This is a genomic window from Serratia sp. MMO-28 (assembly GCF_037199905.1).
In the GTDB taxonomy this organism is placed as follows: Bacteria; Pseudomonadota; Gammaproteobacteria; order Enterobacterales; family Enterobacteriaceae; genus Chania; species Chania oryzae.
Window position 1 is genome coordinate 36581 of sequence record NZ_JBBCVB010000036.1, and the last position, 19640, is coordinate 56220.

Sequence of the window (19640 nt, forward strand, 5' to 3'; positions counted from 1 at the left end):
TTATTTTAAAAAGTTATTAACAATTAACTCCTCAACATCCTTTACCCGACCATGTATCGTAGCTTTTGCAGCATAAAGTGCCATGCCAGCAACTTGACTAACTCCAACTGTAGGTGGCATCACTAATTCCGTTAAGTTTGTATGGACATCCAAAAGTGCTGGGCCGGGGTGACAGAGGAAAGCCTGTATTGCAGAATCCAACTCTGCCAATTGAGCCACTTTCTGGCCGTAAAAACCGATTGCTTCGGCTACTTTCGCAAAATCAGGATTTTGTAGATAAGTGTAGTTATCTAATAATCCTTCTGTTTTTTGCTCTAACTCAACAAAGTTCAGGGATTTATTATTCAGAACAATAATTTTTATCGGGAGATTTTCCTGCACGGCAGTCATCATATCGCCCATAAGCATACTGAGCCCACCATCACCAGACAGAGAGATGACTTGGCGGCCAGGATAGGCTTTTTGCAAGCCAAGCGCCTGTGGCATTGCGTTCGCCATGGTGCCATGCAACAAACTCGTTAATGTCCGCCGCTGCCCATTACTGCGAATGTGGCGCAGCAACCAAACCATTGCTGACCCGCCGTCCGCGGTAAACAGGGCATCATCTGCAGCGTATTTGTTTACCAGATGAGCCAGATGTTGCGGGTGAATAAGTGGGCCTTTACCTGAATGTTCTTCTCTGGCTTGAATTTCTAATGCATTTTGCCGATGTTTCAAACAGACTTGCAGGAACTGATCATCTTCATTTTGTTCCAACAGCGGTAACAGCGCTGATAACGTAGGGATAACATCCCCGACGACCCCAAGTTCAATGGGATGCCGGCGCCCAAGGTGACAACCATCCCGATCGATTTGAACTATTTTGGCGTTATTAGGGTAAAATTGTGACCAGGCAAAATCAGCCCCTAATAATAATAAGGTTTCACAGTTGTTTAGCATATTAAAGCCAGACTTGACGCCTAACATGCCTGTCATACCCATATTAAAAGGGTTATCATACTCAACAAAATCCTTTGCGCGGGATGTGTGAGCAATAGGAGCGTTAAGTTTTCTGGCCAAATTGACTAAAAGATCATGTGCCCCCTCGCAGCCCGCCCCCGCGTAAATTCCTATTTTTTTCCCTTGATTAAGCAGACTTGCAATCTCTCGCAGTTCATTCTCGGAAGGTAATAATACGGGGGCAGGATGATGCACAGAAAAAAGCAACTCTTCTTTAACGTGTGACTGGCTGATATCCGCAGGCACGACAACGACGGCGACGCCGCGTTTGTTAAGTGCTGCCTGGCAAGCCTGAGTCATTATTCTTCGCGCTGTCGTCGGATTTATAATCGTTTCACAGTAGACCGAACAGGATTGATATACTGATTTGAAGTCAACTTCTTGCGGAAATTCTGAAGCCATTTGTGCGGTAACGATCTGACTGGCGATCAGTACCATGGGAGCCTTGTTTCGTTGGGCCTCATAAACACCGTTGATAAAATGGAGACTACCTGGGCCACAGGATCCGGCACAAGCAGTGAGTCTGCCACTCACATAAGACTCTGCGCCTGCAGCAAACGCCGCGACTTCTTCATGGCGGACATGACCCCATTCAATGGAACTCCGCGACATCGCATCAGTAACATGATTCAGCGTATCTCCGACGATGCCATAGCAATGCTTGACCCCCGCATCTTCGAGAACTTCGATAATTATGTCAGCAACCTTTTTTGTTGTCATACACGTGCCTCATAGTTAAGCCAATGTGCGGTGATTTATACCCATCTTCATTATTGATAACTCAAGGTTCTGGTTAAAAAATATAACCAGAACTTGAATTTACGCCGTTAAAAATCACTAACATTGGCTTTTATTCAGATAAATATCACTTCTAGTGATTGACTACCAAGTTATTCAAAGGATGAACAACACCGTAATCAAAATACACCGTTGCACGCCCTGAACGTACCATGCCATCACTGATATCTGTCTCTTTTAATTTAACTTCAATTAAAAATAGGCCTTTAATAGTACGAGACTTTTCAATCGCTGCGTCCAACTCGGCTATCGTTCTTACAACAACCCCTTCTCCCCCACCATTTTTATCCAAGACCTTCGTCAAGCCAGCATAATCCCAATCATTAACATCATTGTATGCGTAGGTTGCTCCCAGAATTGAACGCTCAATGGCATAACCTCGATTATTCAGTAAAAAAACCGTCATATTGACTTTGTTACGCATAATGGTACTCAGTTCTTGGGCCGTTAACTGATGTGAACCATCCCCCTGAGATAGAATAACGTGCCGATCTGGGGCGCCTAAAGCACAGCCTAATGCAGCGGGTAAAGCATAACCGATGGATCCCCAATGCAGTTGGGATACATAAGTGGTCTGTTGTGGGAAAGAAATAGCACCTAGATTAGCGTTTGATGTCCCGGTTTCTGCCACAACAATATCTCCTGGGCGTAACATATCTTCAATTCTTTGCCATAATGCGGCTTCGAAGATCTGTGCCGTTGGATCCACAGAGATTTTCTGCTTAACTGTCGGTAAAGGTTTTACAAAAGTTTTTTTGCCGATCGGGGCCGATGCCAATGCTTGCATTAACTCGGCCATGTGGGTTGCATTGAATACTTTACTCCCAGGATTTCCGCAGCGCACCCAGAAAGGCTGGAATTGAATCTGCTTTGAACTCGGGGGCAAATGTGCGCTGAAATAACCCGTCGTATCATCGGTGTTGCGCAGGCCAAAACCAAGCAAACAATCAGATTTTTCAATGATCTCCTGTACGCCTCTGGCACTCCAAGCGCCACAGTAAAGACCAACGATCGTTGGGTGATCGTTGGGAATATTTCCAGCAACAGCGGTTGTATAAGCAACAGGTATATTATGTTGTTCCGCACATGCCAAAATGGCATCAATAGCATTCCAGCGTAGGGCGGGTAAATCAATCAATATTGCGGGGTTCACGGCTTGTTCAATGCATTCAGCAATATATCTTGTTGCTGCCTGAAGCATCTCTGGACTCTGATAGGGTTTGTTAAGCTTGATTTTTTCTTCTGGTACTTGAATTTCTAGATGAGTAATGTCGGATGGAATAAATATATGAACAGGTTTAAGCTGCTGGTAACACTCTAACAACACTCTATCAATTTCACGCACTGCATTTTCTGGCGTTAGCTCTGCTTGTGCAACGGTGAATTCAGACATTGCACGCTGTATGTTACGTACGCCTCCATCCAGTAAGGAATGATGTGTCATAGTGCGATTATATTGAGCATGAATAGGTATGGCACCTGAAATATGTACTACAGGAACATATTCTGCATAGCAACCGGCAATACCATTAATTGCACTAAGATCGCCTACCCCATATGTCGTCAGCAAAGCCCCCATACCATGCAGACGCGCATAACCGTCAGCCGCATAAGAAGCATTCAGCTCATTACAGTTACCCACCCACGTTATTTCCTTTTGCTCCATAACTTGGTTAAGCAAGGAGAGATTAAAGTCACCTGGAACACCAAAAAGTGTATCAATACCGCACTCTGCGAGTCTTCGTATAAGAAATGCACCAATTGCCATCTTCATATTCACTTCCTTATTTAAGAATAAATATGCTATTTATATATTTGATATTTTGAGCCATTAAAAAACAGCTTGGCATCAGTAATCTTAGACAGAATTAAATTTCGCCGCCCCACTGATAATAAACGCGTAATATTTAATTAGTTGAAAATATTGTATAGTTGATAATATAGACTTGTCATTTAACATCAAAATCCAAAGTCTAACGTGTTGTTTTGCAAATTATAAACATCTACTGCTTCTTGGCAAGGTAGCGCGAATTAATGTATCCGGGTGGTTTTCAACCTAATTAATGGGTTAAAAATTCAATTAAAATAAATTATATGGTTTTTTATTCTTTTAATTTGCACTTTATAAGTGATATGTAAAAATCTTCCGCAGGATTACAATCATTGTTAGTTAATGGCTATAAATATTGAAAAATCATCTAAATCAGGCAATAAAACTGACAATCACAATTTGTTGTTTTTTATCATGAAGATAAAAAATATTGCATTTTGTTAGTCACGGATAATTATTCTAAAAAGTGATTGCCGGGCAATTTACGCATTAGCCTTTGAAATAATGGCTGAGCGTACAGTCAATGGAGCCTGAGGATGTTTATAGAACGGCTTAGTGCGAGGCGCATTAATCAGTATCAGATATCTATAACAACACTTCTTTCTGGCGATAAAGAACGGCTTAACGCCAGAAAGAAGCTGACCACTTTACCCCCTATTCTCCCAATCGTTAGCGGCGAACAGGGGCGCCATTGGCGACATAATAAGGAACCTCAACCCGAGCCAGCGGCTGACGGCCACGGATGGTGTCCGCGATCTTCTCAGCAATCATAATGGTGGGTGCATTCAGGTTCCCGGTGGTAATCTGCGGCATAATTGAGGCATCAACGACACGCAACCGATCGATGCCGTGCACTTTGCCATCATTGCCGACCACCGCCATATTGTGATACCCCATCGCGTTCGAGCATGACGGGTGATAGGCCGTTTCTGCATGATTACGCACGAAGTTATCCAATTCGGCATCACTTTGCAGATTAACGCCCGGTGAAATCTCTTTGCCGCGGAATGGCTCCAGAGCACGTTGCTGCATGATTTCACGCGTAATGCGGATTGCCGCGCGGAACTCACGCCAGTCCTGCTCGTGTGCCATATAGTTAAACAGAATGCTCGGATCCTCATGGGGATCTTTTGAACGCACCTGAATGCGCCCACGGCTTGGCGAACGCATCGATCCCACATGCGCCTGGAAACTATGGACTTTTATTGGGTTAGAACCGTTATAGTTAACCGCGACCGGCAGGAAATGATATTGAATATTCGGCCACGCAAATTCTTCATGGCTGCGAATAAAACCGCCGGCCTCAAAGTGGTTACTGGCACCAATACCGCTCCCCATCAGCAACCATTCTGCTCCGATCGCAGGCCGATTGTGCAGTTTCATCGCCGGTGATAAAGAGACGGGCTGTTTACACTCATATTGGAGATACATCTCCAAGTGATCCTGCAGGTTGGCTCCTACCCCTGGCAGATCGAGCACGATCGGGATATCCAGGCTCTTCAGCAGTTCACCCGGGCCCACGCCGGAACGCTGCAGGATTTGCGGTGAAGCAATAGCCCCGGCACACAGCAGCACTTCACGCCGTGCACGCGCTTGCCGTTTTTCTCCTTTCTGCAGCCAGGCCACGCCGGTGGCGCAGTGGTTGTCAAAAAGAATGCGATCGGTGACTGCGTGCACTTCAATCGTCAGATTCTGGCGTGAACGCGCCTGATCGAGATAACCGCGTGCGGTGCTGGAACGACGGCCACGCGGCGTGACGGTTCTGTCCATCGGGCCAAAACCTTCCTGTTGATAACCGTTAAGATCGTCGGTACGGGGATAACCCGCCTGCACCGCCGCTTCGACCATGGCATGGAACAGCACGTTGTTATCGGGTTTGGGCGTTGTCACGCTAACGGGGCCGTTATCGCCATGATAATCATTGCCACCGATATCGCGGCGTTCTGCGGCTTTAAAATAAGGTAAACAGTCCAGATAGCTCCAGTTTTCCAGCCCTTTTTCTTTCGCCCAGTGATCGTAATCCAACGCGTTCCCGCGGATATAGCACATGCCGTTAATCAGCGACGATCCCCCTAGCCCTTTGCCCCGCCCACATTCCATACGGCGGTTATTCATAAAGGGTTCCGGATCGGTAAGATAAGCCCAGTTATAGCGACGGCCCTGCAGCGGAAAAGCCAGCGCCGCAGGCATCTGTGTGCGGAAGTCCTGACGATAGTCCGGCCCCCCGGCTTCCAACAGCAATACTGTGACATCAGCATCTTCGGTCAGGCGCGTTGCCAACACATTGCCTGCCGAGCCAGCACCGATAATGATGTAGTCATACTCCCTGATATTACTCATAAATACTCCAGTAAGCGGCGTTAGAAGATCGAGCTGAATGTGCCTAGTTCAACCTGAACCGACTTGATTCGCGTGTAGTGAGCCAGTGAACTGATGCCGTTTTCGCGCCCGACACCGGATTGTTTATAACCGCCGACGGGCATCTGTGCGGGCGACTCGCCCCAGGCGTTGATCCAGCAAATACCGGCTTCCAACTGATGAATAATGCGGTGCGCTTGCGCCAGATCGCGCGTCACTACTCCGGCGGCCAAACCAAAGGTGGTGTTATTGGCTCGGGCGATGGCCTCTTGTATATCGTCATAGGTCAGAATGCTCATCACCGGGCCAAAGATTTCCTCTTTGACGATGGTGTGGTGGTCTTCACAATCGGTAAAAATGGTCGGTTGCACATAGGCCCCTTGCGCAAAGGCACCGGAGGTTTCACGTGCACCGCCGCACAGCACGCGTGCGCCTTCAGCCTTGCCGCTTTCGATGTGACGCAGCACGTTTTCCATATGTTGGAAGCTGACCAACGGGCCAAAGTTGGTATGCGGATCCAGCGGTTCACCAAGGCGGATACGCTTCACGCGCGTGATTAATGCCTGCTCCAACGCCGCTTTTTGTGAGCGATGGATAAACACGCGGGTGCCATTAGTGCAAACCTGGCCCGAGCTGTAGAAGTTGGCCATCATGGCAATATCGGCGGCCAGGTCGATGTCGGCATCGGGAAGGATCAGGAGCGGTGATTTCCCCCCCAGCTCCATGGTGACCTCTTTCAGTGACGAGGCGGCGGCGCTGGCCATGACTTTTTTGCCGGTTTCAACCCCACCGGTGAAGGAGATTTTTTCAATGCGTGGATGTTCGGCCAGCAGTTGGCCAACATAACGCCCCGCGCCTTGCAGGACATTAAATAGGCCATTTGGCAGCCCGGCTTCGGTGTAAATTTCGGCCAGCTTCAGCGCACTCAGGGGGGTGACTTCGCTGGGCTTAAAGATCATGGCATTACCGGCGGCCAGAGCGGGGGCCGATTTCCACAGCGCAATCTGAATCGGGTAATTCCAGGCACCGATCCCTGCCGTGACGCCCAACGGCTCACGGCGGGTATAAAAGAAGCTACTATCGCGTAATGGGTATTGCGCCCCTTCAAAGGCGTCAGCCAGGCCGGCATAATATTCCAGCACATCGGCACCGGTGACGATATCCACAGCGGATGTTTCAGAGTAAGCCTTGCCGGTGTCTAACGTCTCCAGCTGTGCCAACTCATCGTTGCGCTGACGAAGTATTTCAACGGCGCGCAGCAAAATGCGTGAGCGCTCGGTCCCCGTCATCGCCGCCCAGATTTTTTGCCCACGTTCGGCGCTCACCACCGCACGTTCCACATCGGCTTCGGTAGCGCGCTGCACCTCTGCGAGTATTTCGCCGTTTGCGGGGTTGATGGTGTGAAAGGTTTCAGAACCGCTGGCATCGGTCAATTGACCATCAATATAGAGCCGCTGTACAGGGAATCTTGCCATTAACATGTTCCTTCTATTCTATTGTAAGTAAGGTAATTAACTGCTTGAAGATAAAATGCTTTCAACATAGTCATAGGCTATTTCACTGGCCTGGTGAGCGTTGAAGGCGGCTCCGGTCAGGCTGCCCCGCAGCCACAGGCCGTCAATCATTGCTGCCAGCCCGCGAGCCGCTTTACGCGCCTTATCCTTCGGCATATTTTTTTGAAATTGATAGCAAATATTTGAAAACAGACGTTGATCGTTGACACGCTGCAAGCGGCTCAGCGTAGGCTGATGCATGCTCGCAGCCCAAAAGTCGAGCCAGATACGCATCGACAACGCATTGGTCTGGCTAGGGTGAAAGTTGCCGTCAATGATGGCAAAAAGCTGCGCCTTTACTGAGCTGTCCGCGTTTTTACGGCATTCAGCAATGGCGTCATGAAGATCGCGCAGCATCTTGCGCATCGTGGCGTTGAGAAACGCTTCTTTATCACCAAAGTAGTGGCTGACGAGCCCACTGGACATCCCTGCCTGGCTGGCTACCTGGGAAAGGGTTACCCCCGCCAGACCAACGTCACCGATAACTTCGTAAGCAGCATTAATCAGTTGCTCTTTTCTCCGTTCTGGAATGTCTTTGCGGTACATCCGGCCTCCCTAAGTGATGTAGAGCCACTCATAGCTCGTGAAAAATTCATTGATTGAACGCTCAATCAACATAATATATGCTGCGAAAATGTAAAACAAACGGTTTTATTTTGTTAACAAATCGTTTGATCTTTGCGGGTGACGTCGTTCAACAACCTTTGCATCATGGAACTGACAAATGACAGTGATGAGTCCAAAACCCGTCGATGAAGAATCGATACGGCTTAATACCCCCGTTTTTTTCACTTCCGCCACGGTTATTCTGCTATTGGGCCTGGTGGTGGCATTCTTCCCCACCGCCAGTCAGAAATGGTTAAGTGAAGCCCAGATATGGATGTCGGACGTTTTTGGCTGGTACTACATGCTGTTGATGGTGGCCTGCATGGCGTTTGTGTTCTGGTTGGCACTGTCGCGCTTTGGGCACATTAAGCTTGGCCAAGAGGACGAAGCGCCTGAGTTTAACTATCTCTCCTGGATCTCGATGTTGTTCTCCGCCGGGATTGGCATAGCGCTGATTTATTATGGCGCTTATGAACCTCTCGATCATTTCCTACAGCCCCCTGAAGGGGCTGGCGGAACACCGCAGGCGGCGCGCCAGGCTATGGTGATCACCTTCCTTCATTGGGGGCTGCATGGTTGGGCGCTGTATGCGTTGATCGCCACCGCATTGGCCTACTTCTCTTATCGCCGCGGGTTACCATTGGCTTTACGTTCGGCCCTGTATCCGATGTTTGGCGAGCGGATCCATGGTTGGATCGGCCATCTGGTCGACAGCTTCGGTATTTTGGTAACCGTGATTTCGATGGTGACTAACTTGGGGATCGCCGCCTTACTGCTCAATTCTGGCTTGAACTATCTGTTTGATATCCCGCAAGCCCCGTATGTGCTGCTGATGCTGATCGTGGTGATGATGATCGTGGCCACGCTGGCGGCGGTGACCGGCGTGGAGAAAGGCATCGCCATGCTCTCCAACATCAACATCGGCTTTCTTAGCCTGCTGCTGCTGTTTGTCTTTCTGAATGGGCCAACGCTCAATCTGGTCAACGGCTTGTTGCAGAATACCGGGGATTATCTCTCTTCGCTGGTCGGCAAGAGTTTTGATGTTTATCTGTATGGCAAAGCCCGCCAATGGCAAGGCGCCTGGACGCTGTTCTACTGGGCGTGGTGGGTGGCCTGGGCTCCTTTTGTTGGGATGTTTATCGCGAGAATTTCTAAAGGCCGCACCATTCGCGAGCTGATCTTCGGCGTTATGCTAATCCCGCTAGGCTTTACGCTGGCCTGGCTGTCGATCTTCGGCAATACCGCCATCAGCTTAGTCTTGGAGCAAGGTAATACTTTGCTTGGCAAAGTGGCTATTAGCGATCCGCCAATGGCCGTGTTCCAATTGCTTGAATATCTGCCTTATACGCAAATCACCACCGGTTTCACGATCTTGATTAGCTTTGTGCTGTTTTTGACGCCGGTTGATTCAGGAACATTGATGATTGCCAATCTCTCAAGCATCGGGGGGACCAGCAGCGATGATGCCCCTGCCTGGCTGCGGATCTTTTGGGCTTCGGTCACCACGCTGGTGTGTGCCGGTTTGCTGTATGCCGGCAGTTTTGGGGCGATGCAAACGGCGGTGGTCTTATGCGGGTTACCCTTCTCGATCGTGATCATGCTGTATATGGTTAACCTGTACAAAGAGCTCCAGCACGCAGAAAGCCGGGTTATCTTACCAGCACATAAGATTTAAGTGTCAGGCTGGCTGCCGGTATCGGCAGCCAGCCTCCCCACTACTGAGAACTCTTGCAGATATAGTTGTACAGCCGCTGAGTATCTTCCAATGAGCAAAGACGCGTGCCCAGGTTCAGCGTTGCCGCACTACCGGCCGCCACGCCAAAGCGTACGGTATCGATCAGATCGGCACCTTGCGCCAGCTTCAAGGTCATCGCGCCCACCATGCTGTCACCCGCACCGACGGTGCTCATTTTCTTCACCGGCGGCGGAACGATCTGCACACAGTGATGGCGATCGACGGCCAGTGCCCCCTGCGGCCCCAGCGACACCACCACTCTTTCGGCGGCCCCGCGCTGAACCAATTCCTGAGCCGCAGTACGCACGTCATCCGGGTTATCCAACGGCCGCCCGATCAGCGCCGAGAGCTCATTCTGGTTTGGTTTGACCAACGCCAGCCCGCCGACATCCAGACACGCTTTTAACGCCTCCCCAGAACTGTCAACGATACATTGTAAACCCATCGCCTGTGCCTGTTGCGCCAGATAGGTGAGCTTTTCGATAGCCGTACCAGGCGGCAAGCTGCCGCTGATCACCAGGATCGAACCGGCGGGGATCTGGTGTACGCGCTCCACAAGCTGATCAAACTCTGCCTCATTCAGCCGTGCGCCCGGCATGACAAAGCGATACTGTTCACCGCTATTATCCGCGTGCACGTGCAGGTTTTGCCGTGTCCAGTCCTGGGTGCGCAACGTTTCGGTGTGAATGCCTTCCCGATCGAGCAACTCTTTCAAGTGCTCACCCGTCGGGCCGCCAATGGGGAAAATCGCGTTGGCATGACCACCGAGATACACCACGGCGCGGGCGACGTTGATGCCCCCACCGCCGGGCTCGAAAATGGGTGTAGTGCAGCGCAGTTTCCCTTCAGGATAAATTTTTGCGGTTGTTGTGGCGCTGTCTAACGAGGGGGACAATGTTAACGTGAAAATCTGAGTCATGATGATACAACCTTCTTTTTGGGGTTTTATCGTGATAATGCGGCTAAAAATCTCAGAACCTTATCCAGACTTCTACAGACCCAATAAATACTTCTATTGTTATTGCCTTAAGTAAAGCACATAACTCCGTGTTGACGAGATTACCCCGATGGTTAGGAGAATAAGTATACAGATGTGAATAAAATGAAAATTCAATGTGATCAAAAACACAAAAATAAACTAATTCCAGGCTGATTTTACCTGGAAAAATCGTTTTAACACCGCGCAATGACACTCCGCTGTAGTTAAATAAAACTTAACCCACTGATTTTTATTGCTATCTGTTTTTTTGAAATTTTCTCTTTGCCAAACCAAGGCCACCGCCCCCCTTACTTGCCCTTACCTGTCTATACGGGTATATGTTAAAAGCACTTAAGTATTAAAACGCTCACCCTTTAGTTGCATCAGCTTAAATTTAGAAGGATCTTACAATGTATACTTCAAACTCCTTTGCGCGTAATGAGGTACAAGCCCTGAGCGGATATAACGCCGGGCTGTCAATTGAAGCAGTACAAGAAAAATATGGCGTTCAGCGAGTGGCGAAACTGGGGAGCAATGAAAACCCGCTGGGAGTTTCGCCAAAAGCAATCGCCGCACTCACCGCAGAAGCCAATAACAGTGCCCTTTATCCCGATCAGAATTGCAGTTTATTACGTACCGCCCTTGCGCATAAATTGGCGATTGATGAAAAACGGTTGGTTTTTGGTAATGGTTCGGAAGACCTGCTCAGCATTATTTGCCGGGTATTTCTCGATCACGGCGATCAGGTGGTCACGATCCTCCCTTCCTTCGGCTTACATATTATTTATCCGCAGGCAGCCGGCGCAGAAGTGATTGGCGTTCCAATGGGACATGATATGCGGATTGATGTTCAGGCGCTGATGGCGGCGATGACACCACGGACACGTCTTTTGATGTTTTCATCACCGTCGAATCCGGTGGGCTGCGCCCTCAACGGCGAGGAACTGCAATATATTATCGATCGTTTACCCGCACATACTTTACTCGTCTTTGACGAAGCCTATTTCGAGTATGCGCACGGCGAATCTGGCTATCCAGACAGCCTGAAAATGCTGCAGCAAAGTGGATGTCATTACGTTATTCTGAGAACGTTCTCCAAAGCCTATGCCCTTGCCGGGTTGCGCATTGGCTATGGCATTACCAGCGATCCTGCCTTGGCTGAAACTATCGATCGCCTGCGAACGCCTTTCAACGTTAACCGCTGTGCTCAGGCCGCAGCCGTTGCGGCACTGGCGGATCAGGCTCACTTATCTGCCAGCGTTGAGCATGTCCGCACTGAACGACGCCGGATGGATCAGGTGTTGCGGCAACATTTAGGGCTGCAGCCGATACCTTCGGTGGCCAATTTCATCTTTTTCCCCAGCCCACTTGCCGTGCCGGAGGTTAATAACGCGTTACTCCGTCAGGGGGTCATTATCAAACCCTGGCTTGAGGCCGGATACCGCCAATTCTTACGTGTCTCTGTCGGAAGCCGCGAAGATAATACGCTATTCCTTCAAGCGCTGGAAAAAGCGCTTCAGCAATAAGGGCCCGTCAGCTAACAGGGGTAATACATTAAACCCATATTATTACCCTCTTTCTGAACGTAAAAATTTTATCAAGGATTTTGATGACTATGCCGAAAAACTCGCCATTAATTGAAGCACGCGTCATTGATTTTATTCCAGAGCATGAACGGCACGGTAAACCATTCAGCCAATTTACGCTTTGGTTCGGTGCCAACCTGCAAATTACGGCTATCGTGACCGGTGCCCTTGCCGTTGTATTAGGCGGGGATGCGTTCTGGTCGATTATTGGCCTACTGTTAGGTCAACTAATGGGTGGTGTCATTATGGCACTGCACGCGATACAGGGGCCAAAACTGGGCTTGCCGCAGATGATTACCAGCCGGGCACAGTTCGGGGTGCTAGGCGCATCGATTCCCATTGTGCTGGTCTGTACGTTATACATGGGGTTCAACACCACTGGGCTGATCCTGGCAGGCCAAGCGATCTCTCAGTTGGCACACGTCAGCAATGCTACCGGGATCTTGACCTTCGCTCTGATCATTATTGTTTCTGCGATGATCGGTTACCGCTTTATTCACCGTTTAGGACGAGTTGCCACGGTGCTAGGCATCATCGCCTTTGCTTATCTTTTCATTCGCTTATTGACGATTAATGACGTTTCTTTGTTGCTGGAGAATCGTCATTTTGCCTGGGACAAGTTTCTGATCGCGGTTTCACTCTCTGCATCGTGGCAGATCTCATTTTCGCCCTATGCGTCAGATTACTCACGCTACCTACCCAGTAAAACCTCCTCAACGAAAATTTTCTTTGCCACCTGGTCAGGCTCAGTGATCGGCTCGCAAATATCTATGGTGTTAGGCGTGTTTGCTGCAGCATTGGCCGGTAGGCAGTTTGCAGGCAATGAGGTGGGCTATATCGTTAGCCTGGGGGCGAATGGCGTGATGGCTGCTTTTCTCTATTTCAGCATTGCCTTTGGTAAGGTGACTATTTCAACGCTGAACGCCTACGGCAGCCTGATGTGCCTGACCACGATTATCAGTGGTTTCAAGGGAAAGATCAGCCACAACAGCTATAAGCGGCTGGCCGTTATTATCTTTATTGTTGGAGTATCTACCTGTCTGGCCTTCTTGGCTAAAGATGACTTCTTACATGCGTTCCGGGCCTTTCTGCTGTTCCTGCTGACTTTTTTTACCCCTTGGGCGGCGATTAATATCACCAGCTTCTACTTCGTTGCGAAAGGTCACTACGACAACGCCTCACTAATGGATGCAGATGGCTGCTATGGTCGCTGGAATTTCCTCGGCATCAGCATTTATTTCATCGGCGTTTTAGCCCAAATTCCTTTCATCTCAACCACCTTATATACAGGCCCAATCTATAACTGGTTAGGTACGGATGTCTCTTGGATCGTGGGATTACTGGTCCCAGCCGCGCTCTATTATGTTTTTGGTAAGCAGAAAGCTGGCGTATTCACCACGCAGGAAGACAGCCACTAACCCATGCCGCTGGGGCAAACAGATTGCCCCAGCAAACGGCCAGGCGCTTCAGCCCGCAACCAAACCAAATAACGCCCCTACGCCGGATGATACCCCCATCGCCAGCGCACTCCAGAAGGTGATGCGAATCACACCAGGGCCAATAGGTGCGCCCCCGGCTTTAGCGGCGATGCCGCCTAAGATCGCCAGCGACAACAAGGCCGAAAGAGCGATAGCAGGGATCGCCCACTGCGCAGCCGCAATCAGTGCCACACAAAGCGGCAGTATCGCCCCAGCGGCAAAGCTTGTGGCTGAAGCCAGCGCCGCCTGCAATGGGCGAGCGGTAGTGATTTCTGAAATGCCAAGCTCATCGCGGGCGTGGGCCCCCAGAGCGTCGTGCTGCATCAGTTTTTCTGCCACTTGCTTGGCTAACGCCAGATCGAGCCCGCGGTGCACATAAATAGAGGTTAATTCGCGATGTTCGCCCGCATAATCGGCATGCAGTTCGGCCTGTTCTTCGGCCAGCGCGGCTCTTTCCGTATCTGCCTGGGAAGACACAGAGACATATTCCCCAGTGGCCATCGACATCGCGCCAGCCACCAAGCCCGCAATCCCCGTCAGCAAAATGCTACTGTGGGTGGCGTTGGCTGAGGCAACGCCCAACAACAGGCTGGCGGTAGAAACAATACCGTCATTTGCACCTAGCACTGCGGCGCGCAGCCAGCCGATCTTTTCTATGCTGTGTCGTTCTCTGTGCATCAGGGCCTTTCCTTTGTTATCGCACTCACCGGCCTTCAGTGTCTCATCAATGGCATAAAATTGCCTGCCCGTAAGAACTCTCACGCCAGATAGTGGCGAAACCAGGCCAACGTCCTGTCCCAGGCGAGTTTGGCCGCGGCTTCGTCATAACGTGGCGTTGAGTCGTTATGGAACCCATGATTGACGCCAGGATAGATATAGGCTTCATAGGTTTTTCCTGCCGCTTTGAGTGCGGCCTCGTAGGCTGGCCACCCTTCATTGATGCGGGTATCCAGTGCAGCATAATGAAGCAGCAACGGTGCTTTGATGCGAGGGACATCTTCCGCTTTGGGCTGGCGGCCATAAAATGGCACCGCAGCACCCAGTTCTGGATAAGCGACCGCCGCCGCATTGGCCACCCCGCCACCATAGCAAAACCCCGTGATCCCCACTTTGCCGGTGGTCGCTTTGTGTTTGATCAGGAACTCGATAGCAGCGAAAAAGTCATTCATCAACTTTTCTGGGTCGACCGAGAGTTGTAATTCCCTGCCCTTATCATCGTTACCAGGGTAACCGCCCACAGAGCTTAAGCCGTCAGGCGCGAGCGCAACGAATCCGGCTTTCGCCAAGCGCCGTGCCACGTCTTCAATATACGGATTCAACCCGCGGTTCTCATGTACCACCACCACGCCAGGAACCGGCCCTTTAGCCTTGGCCGGAAGCACCAGATAGCCACGCACTTGGCCGTGGCCGTTGGGGGAAGGATAGGTGATATATTGTGGAACGATGTCAGGATCGGTTAACTCAACCTGCTGAGCGAGGGCGTAATCGGGAAGCAGTGAACCGATAAGCGTTGTGGCGGCGATCCCACCTACGGCAAACCGGGCCGCGCGATCGAAAAACTCACGGCGGGAAATCAGCCCGTGGGCATAGTAGTCGTAAAGCTCAAGCAGTTCTGGGGGAAAATCCTTTGCGGTAAGACGACTCATATGTTCCTCCTGTCATTTCTGTCGATAGAGCAGAATCCCTGAACCAAACAACGTCAGTAGTATGCGGTACCGTCAAACAGCATGCCAAGTCACGTTGCGCTGATCCAGAATTAGTCCCCGTTTTCTGCCGATGAACTATAACTAACAGAGTTTCCCTCAACCACGAGATGCTGACAATGGCCAAGAAAAAGATACTGATGCTGGTTGGTGATTACGCAGAAGATTACGAAACCATGGTGCCTTTCCAGGCATTACAAATGCTGGGATATAGCGTTGACGCTGTCTGCCCAGACAAAAGCAAAGGCGATTACATCATGACCGCCATTCATGACTTTGATGGCGCACAGACCTACAGTGAAAAGCCGGGCCACCGGTTTGTACTGAACGCTGATTTTGCTGCAACGCGCGCTGAAGATTATGACGCCCTGCTGATCCCTGGTGGCCGAGCGCCAGAATACTTACGCCTCAACCCACGGGTGATTGAATTAGTGCAGGAGTTTGATGCCGCACGCAAGCCAATTGCAGCCGTTTGTCATGGGCCACAATTATTGGCGGCGGCTGGCGTACTCAAAGGGCGCACCTGTAGCGCTTACCCTGCCTGTGCCCCTGAAGTGCGGCTGAGTGGCGGACATTATGCCGACATTGGTATCGATCAGGCCCATGTTGATGGCCATCTGGTTACCGCCCCGGCTTGGCCTGCTCACCCGCAATGGTTAGCTAAATTTGTCGATGTACTGGAAGAAAAGTAGAGATTCCTCACATAATTGACACGTATTTTATACTTTACGGATCGCGCTCTCCGGCTCCTGGTATCAAAAAGCCCGAGAGCGCACTCTTTGATGTGCTCTATATCATCAACTGCCAGGCAATATGCACAATTATGAAAATAATCATTGCGATATAGTGCCGCAAGCTATACTTACCGCAACAGCTAACCTAGGTATAGCCACACAACGATCTTAAAAATCTCGGCAATCCGATTGTCTTATTTGTCTGTGGAGTGCATATGGCCATTGATTCCAAAACCCCCCGCACCGTGAAGGCGCCAAGTTATTTTGATGCGCTTATTCCGGTGTTTACCCTGATCATTTTGGTGGGCTCTTCCGTTGCCCTGTTTGGTCTTGATGCCGTCAATGGTCCGCTGCAGGTCGCCATCATTATCAGTACCATGGTCACGGCCGTGATCGTTTTAAAGAATGGCCATACCTGGGATGACGTTTCTGAATCTGGGCGCAAAGGCATCTCAACCGTTGTTGGCGCAATCTTTATCCTGTTTGCCGTAGGGGCGCTGATTGGCACCTGGAATATGTCCGGTACCATCCCTACCATGGTGTATTACGGCATCCAGATGATCACGCCCAACTGGTTCTTCCCTATCACTTTTCTGATTTGCGTCGTCGTATCCATGAGCATCGGCAGTTCTTGGACCACGGCCGGTACGTTGGGCGTCGGGTTGGTCGGGTTGGCCAATATGCTGGGGTTATCGCCTGAAGTGACTGCGGGAGCAGTGATTTCAGGGGCCTATGTGGGCGACAAGATCTCACCGCTTTCGGAAAGCACCGTGCTGGCCGCGCAGTTGAATGGCGTCCCGCTGTATAAACACATTCGGGCACAGCTGTGGACCACCGTTCCTGCTGGGGTGGTTGCCCTGATTGCTTTTATCGTTCTGGGCATCAATAAAAGTGGTTTTGATGCTACGGTCACCAATAATGAACTGTCCCGCTTCAGCGAGCTGTTCCACATCACACCGTGGAACCTGCTGCCGCTGGTTTTTCTGCTCGGGCTATCGGTGTGTAAAGTCCCTGCCTCGCTGGCGATCATGTGTTCAGCACTGCTGGCGGGGGTAATGGCCGCATTCATGCAACCGCAGGTGATCGTGCGCTTTGTGGCCGAACCCGATTTAGCCGCGCCACTGCAGGCGGTTAAAGCGATTTGGCTGGCGATGGCTAATGGTTTTCAGGAAAACTCAGGCATAGCGCAGATCGATGCCCTGCTGTCACGCGGTGGTATGGACAGCATGCTGCTGACCATCTGGCTGATCATCGGAGCGGTGACCTTCGGGATCATGGTTGATGATTTTGGCTTGCTCAATAAACTGGTCACCCCTCTGCTGGTACGGGCCAAGGGGGTTGTCCGCCTGTTTGCCTCGGTGGTAGGAACTGCCATTGGGCTCAACATCGCCGCTGGCGATCAGTATATTGCCCTGCTGCTGCCTACTCGCCTGTTCAGTGGCGAGTTCGCTAAACGCGGACTGGCACCAGAGAACCTGTCGCGTATTGTTTCAGATGCCGGCATTGTGACTTCGCCGTTAGTGCCATGGAACTCATGCGGTGCCTATATGGCCGCCGTCTTGGGCGTTTCAACCATGGCCTATATGCCGTTTGCCGTGTTTAATATCGTCGCACCGTTACTGACGCTGGCATTAGGCATTACCGGCATTAACATTCGCCGCATACCTATTGCCGCGTTGGCAGAGGATTCAAAAGGAAATAATCCGGGCGCTGAACCTGTTCAGAAGTAGCAAACGGCAAACAATAACCGAGGCAATAAAGACCAACACCAGCAACGTGAATTTTAATGTGACGTCGTTGAAGTGATACAGCGAGGTGATAAAGTAAAACATGCTGTAGTGAACGATATACACCCCCACCATTGCCGGGCTGATAAACTCAACCAGATTGGTTATCAGCCTGTTCTTGATATTGATGTTATCGAACAGAATAAACAGTACTAGACTCATGGCTAACAGATGCAGGTGCTCTAACACAAACCAGCCAGCAACGCTGAGTTGCACATGGGTTGATAAATAACGTTCGTAGAAATACATCGATATACCGAGCGGAATCAACATCAGTTTTGCTAGCCAAAGCACACGTGCCTTTTTGGTAAACAAGCGGCCTTGCTCAGAACCTAACATGTGACCAAAAATGTAGTATCCTCCCCAGATCCAGATAAATGAATAGCTGGAAATAAACAGCGGGTCGTCTTGAGTATCTAATGGGCTAAAAATATCCAGCAGTGCGATAATGGCAACCAGGCTGGCGAAAAATAAGGCGGTTATCCTTAAATGCTTAATGCCTTTAAGAATGATGGGGTAAAGTAAATAGATAACCCCCATATTCAGCAATATGCCATTCTGCAGCAGATAACCTTGCTGTATATACCGGGTCTTAATCAGTGACAAAACGATATTCCAGAAAAGCATGATCAAAACAATGGACTTTACTTTGATTACAATATCTTTTCTGGTTAGATTCTCCACTTCATCCATGTAGCCTATTATTATAAAAAACAATGGCTTAGATATTATTGAAAGAAAGTATAGGACGCTCATGGCATTAGCATTGAGAAAACACTCATAGGCACACATTTGGCTGGTTGAAAAAAAGGTTACTGCGGCAAAACAACTCAAGCTTTTCAAAGCGTGCTGACTGACATTTTTACTCATTATGCTACCACCAATGACTCAGTGCGTTCAGGCGCACCCTACTGTTTTTTATAAAAATAATTCTAGTACAATAACCTTGGCTGCACAACGCGTAATTGCCAGTATACTGCGCCGTGTTATCCCTTATAAGTTAATTACCATCATGCGTCAGGATTTGCGCGTTTGAGTACCATCAATGGATGACAACTCCATGACAGATTAATGCTATCCCCATTTTTAATTAAATCTTTCCACATTGCCACCTCTTGCTCATGCTTCCGTCGATGATTATCCAGGGTGAAAATAAAATAATGTCTTTATTTTTATCCATTCCAAGCACTATTTGTTGAGAAAGTTCCTATTTCTGGTTTTTTGCTCTGTTTGATGGGGGTGATTCCATCGATTGAACTCAACTGTGCTGTCGATGATTGTAAAGGATTTTTTCCTGACAGGAAAAATTGGCGGTTATGACTATGATTTAATCGTGGGTGTGTAACGTTAGCCTTTAATAACACATAACTTATGACTTGGTGTCAGTAAGGAAAACTATGACGAGTTCATCAACGAATAAACTGTCCCTATGGTCTCTTACCGCGTTGGTGGTGGGATCCATGATAGGTGCCGGGATATTTTCTTTGCCGGCA

Annotated in this window: 14 protein-coding genes; 5 read left to right on the top strand and 9 right to left on the bottom strand. The window is 49.7% G+C overall.

The window, feature by feature from the left end; translation table 11 throughout:
* From WG891_RS23530 to betI, 5 genes are all read right to left on the bottom strand, one after another.
* Entirely contained in the window at window positions 1–1719 is a 1719-nt protein-coding gene (locus tag WG891_RS23530; protein WP_337264713.1) for a thiamine pyrophosphate-dependent enzyme, read from the bottom strand.
* A 151-nt stretch (window positions 1720–1870) separates the two neighbouring features.
* The gene (locus WG891_RS23535; protein ID WP_337264714.1) at window positions 1871–3571 is read right to left on the bottom strand and encodes an alpha-keto acid decarboxylase family protein; all 1701 of its coding nucleotides are present in this window, start codon (window positions 3569–3571) and stop codon (window positions 1871–1873) included.
* Between the two features lie 726 nt (window positions 3572–4297).
* Window positions 4298–5968, bottom strand: a complete 1671-nt coding sequence (betA, locus tag WG891_RS23540) for a choline dehydrogenase (RefSeq protein WP_337264715.1) — start codon at window positions 5966–5968, stop codon at window positions 4298–4300.
* 20 nt (window positions 5969–5988) lie between these two features.
* The gene (gene betB, locus WG891_RS23545) at window positions 5989–7461 is read right to left on the bottom strand and encodes a betaine-aldehyde dehydrogenase (protein WP_337264716.1); all 1473 of its coding nucleotides are present in this window, start codon (window positions 7459–7461) and stop codon (window positions 5989–5991) included.
* Between the two features lie 36 nt (window positions 7462–7497).
* Window positions 7498–8085, bottom strand: a complete 588-nt coding sequence (gene betI, locus WG891_RS23550; protein WP_337264717.1) for a transcriptional regulator BetI — start codon at window positions 8083–8085, stop codon at window positions 7498–7500.
* A 178-nt stretch (window positions 8086–8263) separates the two neighbouring features.
* On the opposite strand from betI, the gene WG891_RS23555 reads away from it, so the two are divergent.
* On the top strand, window positions 8264–9820 hold the full coding sequence (locus WG891_RS23555; protein WP_337264718.1) for a BCCT family transporter: 1557 nt from the start codon (window positions 8264–8266) through the stop codon (window positions 9818–9820).
* 40 nt (window positions 9821–9860) lie between these two features.
* Here WG891_RS23555 and pfkB read toward each other — a convergent pair whose 3' ends face one another.
* Window positions 9861–10799, bottom strand: a complete 939-nt coding sequence (pfkB, locus tag WG891_RS23560; RefSeq protein ID WP_337264719.1) for a 6-phosphofructokinase II — start codon at window positions 10797–10799, stop codon at window positions 9861–9863.
* A gap of 470 nt (window positions 10800–11269) precedes the next feature.
* On the opposite strand from pfkB, the gene hisC reads away from it, so the two are divergent.
* Entirely contained in the window at window positions 11270–12385 is a 1116-nt protein-coding gene (hisC, locus tag WG891_RS23565; RefSeq protein WP_337264720.1) for a histidinol-phosphate transaminase, read from the top strand.
* Window positions 12386–12474: 89 nt separating this feature from the next.
* On the top strand, window positions 12475–13863 hold the full coding sequence (locus WG891_RS23570) for a purine-cytosine permease family protein (RefSeq protein WP_443006351.1): 1389 nt from the start codon (window positions 12475–12477) through the stop codon (window positions 13861–13863).
* A gap of 48 nt (window positions 13864–13911) precedes the next feature.
* On the opposite strand, the gene WG891_RS23575 is transcribed toward WG891_RS23570, so the two are convergent.
* Window positions 13912–14601 carry a VIT1/CCC1 transporter family protein gene (locus tag WG891_RS23575; RefSeq protein WP_337264722.1) on the bottom strand — a complete coding sequence of 230 codons (690 nt, stop codon included), beginning with the start codon at window positions 14599–14601 and terminating at the stop codon, window positions 13912–13914.
* 80 nt (window positions 14602–14681) lie between these two features.
* Complete coding sequence (gene yghX, locus WG891_RS23580) at window positions 14682–15569, bottom strand: YghX family hydrolase (RefSeq protein WP_337264723.1); 888 nt, start codon at window positions 15567–15569, stop codon at window positions 14682–14684.
* A 176-nt stretch (window positions 15570–15745) separates the two neighbouring features.
* On the opposite strand from yghX, the gene WG891_RS23585 reads away from it, so the two are divergent.
* Window positions 15746–16318 (top strand): DJ-1/PfpI family protein, encoded by a 573-nt coding sequence (locus WG891_RS23585; protein ID WP_337264724.1) that lies wholly within the window; start codon window positions 15746–15748, stop codon window positions 16316–16318.
* Between the two features lie 257 nt (window positions 16319–16575).
* A complete protein-coding gene (locus WG891_RS23590) occupies window positions 16576–18090 on the top strand; it encodes a Na+/H+ antiporter NhaC family protein (protein ID WP_337264725.1) in 1515 nt (504 codons plus the stop codon).
* Here WG891_RS23590 and WG891_RS23595 read toward each other — a convergent pair.
* A complete protein-coding gene (locus WG891_RS23595) occupies window positions 18049–19017 on the bottom strand; it encodes an acyltransferase family protein (protein WP_337264726.1) in 969 nt (322 codons plus the stop codon). The two genes, WG891_RS23590 and WG891_RS23595, sit on opposite strands and share 42 nt — an antisense overlap.
* Between the last annotated feature and the right edge of the window lie 623 nt (window positions 19018–19640).

Coding starts and splice junctions, on each gene's coding strand:
- hisC (WP_337264720.1), top strand. CDS start 11,270: ATGTATACTTCAAACTCCTTTGCGCGTAATGAGGTACAAGCCCTGAGC.
- yghX (WP_337264723.1), bottom strand. CDS start 15,569: ATGAGTCGTCTTACCGCAAAGGATTTTCCCCCAGAACTGCTTGAGCTT.
- WG891_RS23570 (WP_443006351.1), top strand. CDS start 12,475: ATGCCGAAAAACTCGCCATTAATTGAAGCACGCGTCATTGATTTTATT.
- WG891_RS23590 (WP_337264725.1), top strand. CDS start 16,576: ATGGCCATTGATTCCAAAACCCCCCGCACCGTGAAGGCGCCAAGTTAT.
- betB (WP_337264716.1), bottom strand. CDS start 7,461: ATGGCAAGATTCCCTGTACAGCGGCTCTATATTGATGGTCAATTGACC.
- WG891_RS23555 (WP_337264718.1), top strand. CDS start 8,264: ATGACAGTGATGAGTCCAAAACCCGTCGATGAAGAATCGATACGGCTT.
- WG891_RS23575 (WP_337264722.1), bottom strand. CDS start 14,601: ATGCACAGAGAACGACACAGCATAGAAAAGATCGGCTGGCTGCGCGCC.
- WG891_RS23530 (WP_337264713.1), bottom strand. CDS start 1,719: ATGACAACAAAAAAGGTTGCTGACATAATTATCGAAGTTCTCGAAGAT.
- betI (WP_337264717.1), bottom strand. CDS start 8,085: ATGTACCGCAAAGACATTCCAGAACGGAGAAAAGAGCAACTGATTAAT.
- WG891_RS23595 (WP_337264726.1), bottom strand. CDS start 19,017: ATGAGTAAAAATGTCAGTCAGCACGCTTTGAAAAGCTTGAGTTGTTTT.
- WG891_RS23535 (WP_337264714.1), bottom strand. CDS start 3,571: ATGAAGATGGCAATTGGTGCATTTCTTATACGAAGACTCGCAGAGTGC.
- betA (WP_337264715.1), bottom strand. CDS start 5,968: ATGAGTAATATCAGGGAGTATGACTACATCATTATCGGTGCTGGCTCG.
- WG891_RS23585 (WP_337264724.1), top strand. CDS start 15,746: ATGGCCAAGAAAAAGATACTGATGCTGGTTGGTGATTACGCAGAAGAT.
- pfkB (WP_337264719.1), bottom strand. CDS start 10,799: ATGACTCAGATTTTCACGTTAACATTGTCCCCCTCGTTAGACAGCGCC.